This window comes from Achromobacter sp. 1011811831, assembly GCF_059760905.1.
This window is the reverse complement of the sequence record NZ_JCBANG010000134.1, coordinates 1-12429: the sequence shown is the minus strand read 5'-3', so window position 1 is coordinate 12429 and position 12429 is coordinate 1. Positions and strand designations below refer to the sequence as shown.

Here is a 12429-nt window from a genome sequence, read left to right as displayed (position 1 = left end):
AAGCCGGCTTGCGCCGGCTTTGTGCTTGGGTGGGACCCGAAGGTCCCCGTGCCAGGTCGGGCAAGCCGGACCTCGCGGTCCGGACCTGCCCAGCCGTTCCTGCTGAGGCGTGATTAACGCAGCAGCGACAGAACGGTTTGCGGCACTTGGTTGGCTTGCGCCAGAACCGAGGTACCAGCCTGTTGCAGGATCTGGTTCTTGGACATGTTCGACACTTCCGTGGCGTAGTCCGCGTCCTGGATCCGCGAGCGGGCGCCCGACAGGTTGTTGACGACGTTGTTCAGGTTGGCGATCGTCGATTCCAGACGGTTCTGCACAGCACCCAGCTCGCCGGTCAGCTTGTTCAGGACCTTGAACGCGGAGTCCAGGGTCTTGAGCGGGTCGTTGGTCTTGTCGCCCTTGCTGGTCTTTTCGAACGTCATCTTGCCGTTCGCGCCCATGTACAGCTGCTTGCCGTAGTTGGAGGCGTTTTGATCGACGCCCGTGTTGGCGCCCGCGACCTTGGTATCGCCGCCGGCGATCGAGGTGATCTTGCCGGAGATTTGGTCGAACTGGTAGACGCTGGTGTAGGACTGGATGTCGGTCAGTTCACCCTTGCCGTCGACCTGGATCGTGGCGGCCGGGGTACCAGCCTTGGTGACTGCGCCGGCAGCCGTGATATCCAGCGAGGTCGACAGCAGGCCTTGGCCCATCTTCACCGTGGCGGCAACGCCAGAGAGCTTCGACAGGACCACGTCCTTGGAGGCGGTGGCATTGTTGGTGACGGTGTCGGCAGCGCCGCCGTTCTTGTAGGTGATCGAACCGATCGACAGGCTGACCGTGCCGGCGGTGGCGCCGCTCAGCGTGTTGTCCGCCATGTAGCCGGTGAGGTCGTCCAGCTTGGCTTGGGCGTAGGTGCCGCCGGCCGGGTTGCTGTCGGTGGCGACCAGGCTACCCTTGGTGTCGGAGTACAGCTTGTTGCCGTTGGCGTCCGTGATCAGGCCGTTGCCGTCGATCTTGATCGACACGGACTGGGTCTTGTTCGTGTAGGTGGCGGAAATCGGGGTATTGCCGATTTGAGCCTTGATATTGCTGTTCAGCGTACCCGTGGCGGCCTTGGCGGTAACTGCGGTGTAGTCGTAGTTGTCGTTGGCGGCGTTGTACGTGTAGGTCGTGCCGGCGGAGGTGACGCTGTCGCCGTTCTTGAACTTGCCCAAAACGTCAGCAGCCTTCGCGTCCACGTTGGTGGTCGTGACCGTGTAGGTGTTGTTGGCGCCGGCAACCACGTTCGGGCCGCTCATGTCGTTGACGTTGGCGGCGCGGTTGTCGATGACGCCCTTGCCGTTGACGTTGAAGCCGTTCAGACCCAGCGTCTTGACGCTGATTTCCGACAGGTTCAGAGTGATGGTTTCGCCGTCGTTGGCGCCGACTTGCAGCGTCAGGGGCTTGGCGGCGGCCGACAGAACCTTCACGCCGTTGAAGTCGGTTTGTTGCGAGATGCGGTCGATGTCCGACAGACGCTGGTTGATTTCGTCTTGCATCGAATCCAGCTGCTCTTGCGAGTAGTTGCCGTTACCGGCCTGAACGGCCAGTTCGCGAACGCGCTGCAGGTGGGTGTTGACTTCGCTCGACGCGCCTTCGGTCGTTTGAGCCAGCGAGATGCCGTCGTTGGCGTTGCGGGCGGCTTGGGTCAGGCCCTTGACGTTCGCGGTGAAGCGGTTGGCGATGGCCATGCCGGCGGCGTCGTCCTTGGCGCTGTTGATGCGCAGGCCCGACGACAGGCGTTCGATGGCGGTACCCAGGGCGGACTGGGACTTGTTCAGGTTGTTCTGGGCAACCAGGGACAAGTAGTTGGTATTGATGACTGCAGCCATGTTTAAGCTCCCAAGGAGAGAAAGGCTTCTTCAAACCGGGCAGCTAGGCCGCCCAACTGTAACGTGAGGAACTGAATTTGAGGTTTTCAAGTTCGTCCGTTGCCAGGATTACGGCAGTCCAAAACCAGACTTTAGGGAGAATTTGCGAAGGACGTTCTTTTTTGTGCATGCGGGGGCAATGCGAAAATCGGGTCTCGGCCTCGTCGAAATAAAAAGGGGCGGAATGAATTCGCCCCTTCCTGGTTCTACTCCTGGCCTGCGCGGCCGGCCTAGATCAGTAAGCCCTGAATCCGGAGGCGGCCAAGCACGTCCGACAAGATGGTCTGCGCCACCGGGTCAAGATTGCGTACCCGCTTCAATGATTTGCCGTTGGGGTGGGACAGCTCCCCGGAAGCAAGAGCGTCGCGCAGTCGGGTACGAATGTCCGCAACGGAGGCGCCTTGATCGATATGGCCGATCACGAAGCGGCCGACGTCGTCCGAGGGGAGGCGGGTTTGTTGGTGCCAAAGATTGTATGGGCCGACCTGGAGGGCGGTGTCGCGGGTCAAGGCGTGCAGGCAGGCAAGCCCCGGAATCCACTTGGGCTTGGCGTCGTCTCCGCCATAGCCTACCGGCTCCAATCGATACTGGAGCGCGTTGGCGTTCAGCATGAGTACCAGATGGTGGAGAATCTGCTCGCGGAGTTGGTCATCGGTGGTCGCCTTTCTGGCTTTGGGCCGGGCGGCGTCCACGAGTTCCTGGAAGGTCGCCGGACGGGGCCAGGCCGTGCGAAGCGCATCAGCGATGGCGATGAAGCTGGAATCCTGCGATGCGATATTGATGCCACTGAGCGTACGATAGTGCCGCTCCTTGGAGGGAGCGCCCGCGGGCGCGCGCTCCAGTGTCAGGTGAGCAGCCAGGTGCATCTTCTCGAGAGCATTGGCTTCTGGAATATCCAGAATCTGGTCGGCGCGCTCCGAGCGGATGAGCAGGCTTTTGCGGAATTGCCGACCTACAGCGAAGTCGAGGTACTGTTCGCGCATTTCCCGCCCCGTGTCTGCCGACAGGGCTCCATGCAGCACCGCGACGTTGTTGCCGAAGTTCGACGCAATAGTGGATTGCGGTTCGGCGTCCGTCAAATAGGTCAATCCGGCTTGTTGGGCGGCCGCGACGAATTCCAGGAAGTAGCAGGGTGCATTGACTGCCTCCAAATGCTCGTGCATCAGGTAGTAGTCGGATTGCTGTCGCAGTTGGCGGGCGGCCTGTTGGAGCGCCGCGCGCATTGGATTGTTACCCCATAGCCCGTTTTCCAACATGCTGAGCATGTCTTTTGCCCGCGCCAGCTGTTCCTCTGGCGTCTGCGCGCCATGGCTGTTCAGTATCATCGCGTCCCGCACCACATCCGAAGCCTTCCAGCCTGGGTAGGTGTTGTAGCTGATGTAGGCAACGCCTTCCGGCGCCAGGTTCTCCCGGCAGACGCGGAGGATGGCTTCGCGCACTTCTGGCGGCACCCAACTGAATACGCCGTGTACGATGATGTAGTCGAACTGTCCGAACTCGGGCGTGATGTCCGTGATGCTCATCGCGCGCAAGTCCAGGTTCTTCAGCCCCATGGCTTTGACGATGGACTGGCCGGCTTCAATCTGCTGGGTGGAGAGATCCACGCCCACGGCGTGGCCTTCGGGATGCGCGACGGCGTAGGGCAGCAGATTGCCGCCAGCGGCGCACCCCAGCTCCAGGACGCGGGCGTTTGCCACGGGGGGCGCGCTGACGCCATATAGCGCTGCCACGGCGCGCAGGTGCCCGGGCGCGGAGAAGGAGAAGGCATTCGATTGGTAAGGCGTTTCGTCGTAGGCCGCGGCTAGCACCTGGGTGACGGCGTCGGTATCGGTCATTGCGTATTCCTGGGGGCGGTAGAGCGAGTGCGCTGGCGCCGGCCCATGCCGGCGCCATGATGCGCGCCAGTCTGAAGGTTAGCTGTCGCCCGCGCGAAGAAATGGGGGAATAACGGCGGAATTCGCCGGGATCTTGCACGCTTGGCACGAGCAGCCCGCGTGCGAACCCTGCAAACAGAGCGCTAAATAATCTGCGCGATCTGCCCTTCCTTGGGCAGATCCTGCCAGGCCTGTTCCTTCAGCTTGGCGCGAATCCGCGCCGTGGCCTGCGAGCGCAGCTGGCAGACGCGGGCCTCGGTCACGTTCATGATCGCGCCGATTTCCTTCAGGTTCAGTCCTTGCTCGTAACACAGCGACAGCAGCAGCTTTTCGCGGTCGGGCAGGGCGTCGATGGCGTGCACCAGCGCCTGGCGGAAATCGCCGGCCAGCAGGGAGTCGAGCGGATTGCCGGTGGCCGAGCCATGGCTCAGCGTGGCGCTCCAGTCCGATTGCGCGCCCGGGCCGCTATCGGCGTCGGTGGTGAAATCCTCGTAGTGCACGATCTGCACGCCTTGCGCGTCATGCAGCAGCGCCTGGTATTCGTTCAGCGGCAATTCCAGCTGCTGGGCGATCTCGGCTTCGGTGGGTGCGCGCATCAGCCGTTGCTCGAGCTGCTGGATGGCCTGCTCGATCTTGCGCGCCTTGGCGCGCACGCTGCGGGGCAGCCAGTCCTGGCCGCGCAGCTCGTCCAGCATGGCGCCGCGGATGCGGGTGGTGGCGTAGGTCTCGAACTGCGCGTCGGCGGTTTCCTGATAACGACGGACAGCATCGAGCAGGCCGATCATGCCGGCCTGTATGAGGTCGTCGAGCTCGACGCTGGCCGGCAGGCGGGCGAGCAATTGCAGGGCCAGCTTCCGCACTAGCGGGGCATATTCGACCAAGCTGTCATCTGCGTGGGGCATTGCGGAAAGGTCAGGCGGTGTCCATCTTCACGCGCCGTCGATCGTTGTCAATTTGCGACATTGTCGACAAACGCGCGGCTGCACTAAAGCGGGGCAAGGATAAGTGATCGGCAAGTTGCCATTGTCGGCAAAAGCGCTCTTTTCATTCCTTAAAGCACGCAACTTTTTGAATGCTTATTTGGCAAATTGACGTAAATTTGGCCAAGATTTGCATGTCAAGGTGTATCTAAAATCGCAAGTTGCGCAATATCAACAAAGATTTGTCATATAAGTCATAGAAAATGACATGACCTGTGGTAAATTTTACTTAAATTGCGAACAAATGATACATTTCGCATTAAAACAGGATGCAGCGGGCAATCATGCAACAAAACGTGAATTGCCCTTGGTAATCAAGCCCCTTGCGTGGGATAGGGAATAGGGAGTCGGGCGTGCAACAAGTCGAGAATTCTTTGCTGGCAGATATTCGTGAAGTGAATCTGTCCTACCTGTTGTTGGCGCAGCGCATGCTGCGCGACGACTATGCCGCATCCATGTTCCGTCTGGGATTCAGCAACGAAGTCGCCGATATTCTGATGCGCCTGTCGCCGGCGCAGCTGGTGAAGCTGGCCAGCTCCAGCTCGCTGCTGTGTCGCTTCCGTTTCGATGACTACAGCCTGCTGTCGGCGCTGACGCACGATGTGCTCGGCGGCGCGCTGCAGCAAGCGCATGCGACGATCCTGCTGGCTAAACAGCCCGTCGAAGAGCTGGCCTGACGGCCTTTCCGGATCCCACACGGATAATAGTCATGGCCATCAAGAGCGTTTCGCAGGAAGCCGACGACATTCTGCTTGCCAGCTCGATGATTTCACTGGGTGCGCGGCTGCAGGTGCTTGAGGCTGAAACCAGCCTGAGCCACGACCGCCTGGCGCGCCTGTATCGGGAGATACGCGGCTGCTCGCCTCCCAAGGGCATGCTGCCTTTCTCGGTGGACTGGTTCATGACCTGGCTGCCGAATATCCATTCCTCGCTGTTCTATAACGTCTATTCCTTCCTGAACGCGCGCACCACCAGCAAGGGCATCCGCGCGGTCATCGATGCCTACCGGCTGTACCTGGAAAACTCGGGCGTGGACAACGCCGAGTCCGGCGAGCCGGTGCTGAGCTTCACCCGCGCCTGGATGCTGGTCCGCTTCTTCGACAGCGGCATGTTGCAACTGTCGGCCTGCCGCCAGTGCGGCGGCCATTTCATTGCCCATGCGCACGACCCGCAATCCGACTTCGTGTGCGCCATTTGCCGGCCGCCGCCCCGCGCCGGAAAGACGCGCGCGGCCGCCAAGGCGCGCGCCGGCAGCCGTCCCGTGCCTGCCGCCGACGCCGCCCGTTCCTGAGCGGCGGCGTCCAAATACATCAAAAGCCCTGGAAAACTCCCCGTAACCCGCCTTTTTGGGCCGGGGGGAACAGGGGATCATTGACGCCGGTTTTAGACTTCGTTGGCAGGGGCCTGATGTGTTGATTGTTATCGGTTATCTCGTGGTGAGCGTCTCGGTCGTCGGCAGCTTCATCGCGCTGGGCGGCCACCTGGGCGCGCTGTACCAGCCTTTCGAGCTCACGCTGATCTTCGGAGCCGCCTTTGGCGCGTTCCTGGCCGGCAACAGCAAGAAGTCCCTGATGCTGGTCAAGAAGGCCTTGCCCGACGCGCTCAAGAGCTCGCAGTACAGCAAAGAGGTGTACATGGAGCTGATGGCGCTCCTGTATGTCCTGCTGAACAAGGCGCGCCGCGAAGGCCTGATGGCCATCGAATCGCATATCGAGGATCCGGCCTCCAGCCCGATCTTCAGCGAGTACCCGCGCATCATGAAGGACAACAAGCTCATGGAGTTCATCACGGACTACCTGCGCATCATGATCAGCGGCAACATGAGCTCGTTCGAAATCGAAACGCTCATGGACGAGGAAATCGAAACCTACCGCCACGAGCGCGAAGTCCCCACCCACGCTCTGCAGCAGATGGCGGACGGCCTGCCGGCTTTCGGCATCGTGGCGGCGGTGCTGGGCGTGATCAAGGCCCTGGCGGCGGTGGACCAGCCGCCCGCGATCCTGGGCGACCTGATCTCCAAGGCCATGGTGGGTACCTTCCTGGGCATTCTGCTGGCCTACGGCTTCGTCGGGCCGCTGGCCTCGCGCGTCGACCGCCGCACGGCCGAGGCGGTCAAGGTGCTGGAGTGCATCAAGACCACGCTGCTGGCCAGCATGAACGGCTATCCGCCCCAACTGGCGGTGGAGTTCGGCCGCAAGGTGCTGTTCTCGGCCGTGCGCCCGACCTTTGGTGAGCTGGAAGAACACGTCCGGCAGACCAAGTCCACCGGCAAGGCCTGACGGAGCAGCGGGCCATGAGCACCGTAAACAACCACCGTGTGGTGATCCGCCGCAAGAAGGTCAGGGGCGGCGGCCACCACGGGGGCAGCTGGAAGATCGCCTACGCCGACTTCATCACGGCCATGATGGCGTTCTTCCTGGTGATGTGGCTGATCAGCATCGTGCCGCGCGAAGAACTGAAGGGCATCGCGGAGTACTTCCGCATGCCGCTGCGGGTGGCGCTGACCGGCGGACCCAGCAGTTCGGCCGAGACCAGCGCCGTGCCCGGCGGCGGACGCGATCCGCTGCGCAGCGACGGCGACGAGCGCCGCGCCCAGGGCAACCGGGTCGAGGCCCAGCCCATGGTGGACGCCGAGCGGCGCGATCACCATCGCCTGGAAAACCTCAAGAAGCGCCTGGAAAACGTGATCGAGAACAGCCCGGTGCTCAAGAGCTTCCGGCCGCAGCTGCTGATCGACATGACCACCGAAGGCCTGCGCATCCAGATCATCGACAACCAGAACCGCCCCATGTTCGCCACCGGTCGCGCCGAGGTGCAGCCGTACATGCGCGACATCCTGCGGGAGCTGGGGCCGGTCCTGAACGAACTGCCCAACAAGGTCAGCATCTCGGGCCACACCGACGCGTCGCAGTACGCGCGCGGCGAGCGCGCCTACAGCAACTGGGAACTGTCGGCCGACCGCGCCAACGCATCCCGCCAGGAGCTGGTGGCCGGCGGCATGAGCGAAAGCAAGGTCATGCGGATCCAGGGGCTGTCGTCCAGCATGAGCCTGGTTAAAGATGATCCGTATGCAGCCGTTAATAGACGTATCAGCCTCGTGGTGCTCAATCAGGGCACCCAGCGGCGCATCGAGAATGAAAACGCCGCGGCCGCGGACGTGAGCGCGCGCGATGCCCGCGAGGTCGGAACGGCGGTGGAGGCGGCCCAGGCTGCGGTCAAGGCCGCCGGACAAACCAATCAGGGCGCAGCGGAAAGCACCCCGCGCGCCGAAGGGGTTCAATAACGATGGCGGCAACGATACTGGTGGCCGATGATTCGGCCACGATGCGCATGATTGTGCAGGCGACGCTGACCGGCGCGGGCTGGAAGGTCGTGACGGCTGGCAATGGCCAGGAAGCGCTGGAAATGGCCCGCAGCCATCCCATCGACCTGGTGGTCAGCGACTGGAACATGCCCGTGATGGGCGGCCTGGAGCTGATCCAGGGTCTGCGGGGAGAGGACCAGTACGTGGACGTGCCCGTTCTCGTGCTGACCACGGAAGACGACGTGGACAGCAAGATGGCCGCCCGGGATCTGGGAGTGTGCGGCTGGCTGTCCAAGCCGGTCGATCCCGACGTGCTGGTGGAATTGGCGTCCGAACTGCTCAACGAGCAGCCGGGCGCGTAGGCGAGTTCATTTATGAAGGCGTACCGGCCATGAGTTCTGGTTTGGATCTCAGTCAGTTTTACGAGACCTTTTTCGACGAGGCGGATGAGCTGCTCGCTCAGATGGAGCAGCTGCTGCTGGAGCTGGACGTGGGCTCGCCCAACATCGAGCAGCTCAACGCCATTTTCCGGGCCGCCCACTCGATCAAGGGCGGCGCGGCGACGTTCGGCTGCTTCACGCAGCTGGCCGGCACCACGCACCTGCTCGAAAACCTTCTGGACGCGATCCGTCGCGGCGAAATGGCGCTGCGCACGGACATGGTGGACATATTCTTGGAAACGAAAGACGTGCTCAAAAGCCAATTGGACGCCTACCGGGCCTCCGAAGAGCCCGACGAAGCCGTATTCGAGCGCATCTGCGCGGTATTGAGGCAGCTGGCCCTGGAGCATAAGGATCCCGCCGCCGCAGCCGCGCAGGCGCCGGCCCCCGCGCCCGTCGCGGCCCCCGCGCCGCCGCCCGCGCCCGAACCCGAGCCTGTCCCCGAACCCGTGGCGGCCGCGCCGGCGGGCGACGGCGCCGGCCTGCCGCTGCGCGTGCGCATCACCAAGGTGTCGGACAAGGACGCCGAGGCCCTGCTCGAGGAAATGGGCAACCTGGGCCAGGTGCGCGCCAGCGAGCGCGCCAATGGCACGCTGACCGTCTGGGTCGACAGCACCTGCACGCCCGACGATATCGAGGCGGTCTGCTGCTTCATCGTCGACGCCGACCAGCTGAACATCGCCCGCGAGGCGGCTCCGGGCGCATCGGCGCCGGCGGCCCCGGTCGAGCAGTTCGCGCAGGCGGCCGAACAGTTCGCCGCGCAGGCGCAAGCCCAGGCACCGGCGCCGGCTGTTGCCGCGCCGGCTCCGGCCGCGCCCGCCGTGGCCGAGTCGGCCGCCGCTGCCGAAGCCATCACCCAGGCGGCGCGCGCCACCCGCGCGGCGCCCGCGCACGCGGACAAGGAATCGACTTCCATCCGCGTCGGCGTGGAGAAAGTCGACCAGATCATCAACCTGGTGGGCGAGCTGGTCATCACCCAGGCCATGCTGGCGCAGACCGCGTCCACGCTGGACCCGGTGCTGCATGACCGCCTGCTCAACGGCATGGAGCAGCTCGAGCGCAACGCGCGCGACCTGCAGGAAGCCGTGATGTCCATCCGCATGATGCCGATGGACTACGTGTTCAGCCGCTTCCCGCGCCTGGTGCGCGACATCGCCGGCAAGATGGGCAAGCAGATCGAACTGCAGACCTATGGCCGCGCCACCGAGCTGGACAAGAGCCTGATCGAGCGCATCATCGATCCGCTGACGCACCTGGTGCGCAACAGCCTGGACCACGGCATCGAGACGCCCGAGAAGCGCGTGGCGTCCGGCAAGGATCCCGTGGGCCAGCTGGTGCTGTCCGCCCAGCACAACGGCGGCAACATCGTGATCGAGGTGAGCGACGACGGCGCCGGCCTGAACCGCGAGAAGATCCTGAAGAAGGCCATGTCGCAGGGCCTGCCGGTCAACGAAAACTCGCCCGACGACGAAATCTGGCAACTGATCTTCGCGCCCGGCTTCTCCACGGCCGAGAAGGTCACGGACATCTCCGGTCGTGGCGTGGGCATGGACGTGGTGCGCCGGAACATCCAGGACATGGGCGGCCACGTGCAGCTGTCGTGCGAGCCGGGCAACGGCACCACCACGCGCATCGTGCTGCCGCTGACGCTGGCGATCCTGGACGGCATGTCGGTGCGGGTGGGCGAAGAGACCTTCATCCTGCCGCTGAACCATGTGACCGAATCGCTCCAGCCGACCAACGACCAGATCTATTCGGTCGCCGGCAACGAGCGCGTGATGCAGGTGCGCGGCGAGTACCTGCCGCTGGTCGAGATGCACCGCGTGTTCTCGGTGGGCGGCGCGCAGACCGATCCCACCCAGGCCATCGCGGTCATCATGCAGGCCGAGGATCGCCGTTTCGCGCTGCTGGTGGATCACCTGATCGGCCAGCACCAGGTGGTGGTCAAGAATCTCGAGTCCAATTACCGCAAGGTGCCCGGCATTTCGGCGGCCACCATCCTGGGCGATGGCAGCGTGGCCCTGATCGTCGACGTATTCGCGCTGGCGCGCGCCAACCGTGAGCGTTGGTCGCAGCCCGAAGCCATTTTGAATTGATGGAGAATGAACCTCATGGCAGCCAAACCGCAAGCGCAGGCCGCGCGCAATGAAGATGTCGGCAGCGAGTTCCTGGTCTTCACGCTGGGCGACGAAGAGTACGGCATCGACATCCTGAAGGTCCAGGAAATCCGCGGCTACGACGCGGCCACCGTGACCCGCATCGCCAATGTCCCGCCCTTCATCAAGGGCGTGACCAACCTGCGCGGCATCATCGTGCCGATCGTCGACCTGCGCATCAAGTTCAACCTGGGCAGCGTCGAATACAACGAGCAGACCGTGGTCATCATCCTGAACCTCGAGCGCCGCGTCGTCGGCATCGTGGTCGACGGCGTGTCCGACGTGCTGATGCTGAACTCCGGCCAGATCCGGCCCGCGCCCGAGTTCGGCGCGACGCTGTCGACGGAGTACCTGACGGGCCTGGGCACGGTCGACGAGCGCATGCTCATCCTGGTCGATATCGAGAAGATGATGACCAGCGACGAAATGGCGCTGGTGGAGAAGGTCGCCTCCTGAACGGGGCGGCAGGCAGGATGAACGGACGAGGCGTCATATTGAACCCGATGTGACGCTTTCCTCAACGATTGCAGTCAGGGAGTGGTTCTTGTGATGCGCAAGTTTTTCGCGAACATGACGATACGCGCCAGCCTGTTGTGGGTGCTGGCGTTCTTCTCTTTCATGTTGGTGATCGGTGCCGCGCTGGGCGTGTTGTCCCTGCGCATCAGCAACGGTACGCTGGCCGAACTGAAGCAATCGCAGGAACTGGACGACGCGCTCGGCCGGGTGGTCCTGAGCTACAAGGACGCGCTCAACGGCCTGAGCCGCGCGGCCTCTTCCAACTACGCGGACATCGTGCGCAACGTCGGTCAGGCTACCCTGCCGACGGCGGGCCTGGCCGGCGAAGCCGCCGGCCTGCTGCAGCGGGCGAAGGCCTCCCTGAACAAGGGCCAGGCCGAGTACGAGTACTACAAGAGCCTGGCCAAGCCCGCCGACGCGGCCGAATCGCTCAAGGAAATCGAAGAGTCCTACAACATCCTGATCCAGCAGGGCCTGAACCCGCTGGCCGCCACGCTGGAAAAGGGCGACATGCCCGGCTACCAGACGCAGGTGCAGATGGTGCAGGACACGCTGGAAGGTCGCTTCGCGCGCGCCGTCGAGGGCTTTGACTTCTGGCGCGCCAGCAAGACGCTGGACGCCTTCGAGATCGCCCAGGTGCGCTACCAGTTCGTGCTGATCGCGGTCAGCGCCGGCGGCGTCATCGCCGCGCTGCTGGTGTTCGCCACCTATGTATTCCTGCGCCGCCGCGTGCTGCAGCCGCTGCAGGAAGCCGGCCACCATTTCGACCGCATCGCCGGCGGCGACCTGACCGCCCGCATCGACGCGCGCAATACCAATGAAATCGGCCTGCTGTTCGCGGCGCTCAAGCGCATGCAGGAGAGCCTGACGCGCACGGTGTCGGCGGTGCGTCGCGGCGTGGACGAGATCAACGTCGGTTCGCACGAGATCGCGGCCGGCAACACGGACCTGTCCAGCCGCACCGAGCAGCAGGCGGCCTCGCTGGAGGAAACCGCCGCTTCGATGGAGCAGCTGGCCTCGACGGTCAAGCAGAACGCGGACAACGCGCGCCAGGCCAATCAGCTGGCGGCCAGCGCGTCGGACGTGGCCGAGCGCGGCGGTTCTGCGGTGTCGGAAGTGGTGACGACGATGCAGGGCATCTCGGCCAGCTCGCGCAAGATTTCCGAGATCGTGTCGGTGATCGACGGTATTGCATTCCAGACCAACATCCTGGCGCTGAACGCGGCGGTGGAAGCGGCGCGGGCGGGCGAGCAGGGCAAGGGTTTCG

General features: G+C 63.7%; 11 protein-coding genes. 8 read left to right on the top strand and 3 right to left on the bottom strand.

Annotated elements, in window-relative coordinates; all coding sequences use genetic code 11:
* Window positions 1-113: 113 nt before the first annotated feature.
* From AC6LJ9_RS28885 to AC6LJ9_RS28875, 3 genes are all read right to left on the bottom strand, one after another.
* Window positions 114-1853 carry a flagellin N-terminal helical domain-containing protein gene (locus AC6LJ9_RS28885; RefSeq protein ID WP_498150220.1) on the bottom strand — a complete coding sequence of 580 codons (1740 nt, stop codon included), beginning with the start codon at window positions 1851-1853 and terminating at the stop codon, window positions 114-116.
* A 269-nt stretch (window positions 1854-2122) separates the two neighbouring features.
* A complete protein-coding gene (locus AC6LJ9_RS28880; protein ID WP_498150219.1) occupies window positions 2123-3727 on the bottom strand; it encodes a methyltransferase regulatory domain-containing protein in 1605 nt (534 codons plus the stop codon).
* Between the two features lie 182 nt (window positions 3728-3909).
* A complete protein-coding gene (locus tag AC6LJ9_RS28875; RefSeq protein WP_212320806.1) occupies window positions 3910-4668 on the bottom strand; it encodes an RNA polymerase sigma factor FliA in 759 nt (252 codons plus the stop codon).
* 431 nt (window positions 4669-5099) lie between these two features.
* Between AC6LJ9_RS28875 and flhD the strand changes: the two genes are divergently transcribed.
* From flhD to AC6LJ9_RS28835, 8 genes are all read left to right on the top strand, one after another.
* Window positions 5100-5423 (top strand): flagellar transcriptional regulator FlhD, encoded by a 324-nt coding sequence (gene flhD / locus AC6LJ9_RS28870; protein WP_006219025.1) that lies wholly within the window; start codon window positions 5100-5102, stop codon window positions 5421-5423.
* 32 nt (window positions 5424-5455) lie between these two features.
* Window positions 5456-6037 carry a flagellar transcriptional regulator FlhC gene (flhC, locus tag AC6LJ9_RS28865; RefSeq protein ID WP_212320807.1) on the top strand — a complete coding sequence of 194 codons (582 nt, stop codon included), beginning with the start codon at window positions 5456-5458 and terminating at the stop codon, window positions 6035-6037.
* A 118-nt stretch (window positions 6038-6155) separates the two neighbouring features.
* Window positions 6156-7025 carry a flagellar motor stator protein MotA gene (gene motA, locus AC6LJ9_RS28860; RefSeq protein ID WP_212320808.1) on the top strand — a complete coding sequence of 290 codons (870 nt, stop codon included), beginning with the start codon at window positions 6156-6158 and terminating at the stop codon, window positions 7023-7025.
* A gap of 14 nt (window positions 7026-7039) precedes the next feature.
* Window positions 7040-8029 carry a flagellar motor protein MotB gene (motB, locus tag AC6LJ9_RS28855; protein ID WP_498150218.1) on the top strand — a complete coding sequence of 330 codons (990 nt, stop codon included), beginning with the start codon at window positions 7040-7042 and terminating at the stop codon, window positions 8027-8029.
* A gap of 2 nt (window positions 8030-8031) precedes the next feature.
* A complete protein-coding gene (locus AC6LJ9_RS28850; protein WP_103274009.1) occupies window positions 8032-8412 on the top strand; it encodes a response regulator in 381 nt (126 codons plus the stop codon).
* Between the two features lie 29 nt (window positions 8413-8441).
* Window positions 8442-10586 carry a chemotaxis protein CheA gene (gene cheA, locus AC6LJ9_RS28845; protein ID WP_498150217.1) on the top strand — a complete coding sequence of 715 codons (2145 nt, stop codon included), beginning with the start codon at window positions 8442-8444 and terminating at the stop codon, window positions 10584-10586.
* 15 nt (window positions 10587-10601) lie between these two features.
* Window positions 10602-11102 (top strand): chemotaxis protein CheW, encoded by a 501-nt coding sequence (gene cheW, locus AC6LJ9_RS28840; RefSeq protein WP_103276433.1) that lies wholly within the window; start codon window positions 10602-10604, stop codon window positions 11100-11102.
* A 93-nt stretch (window positions 11103-11195) separates the two neighbouring features.
* Window positions 11196-12429, top strand: a 1234-nt coding sequence (locus AC6LJ9_RS28835) for a methyl-accepting chemotaxis protein (RefSeq protein ID WP_498150216.1), incomplete at its 3' end; no start/stop codon positions are given.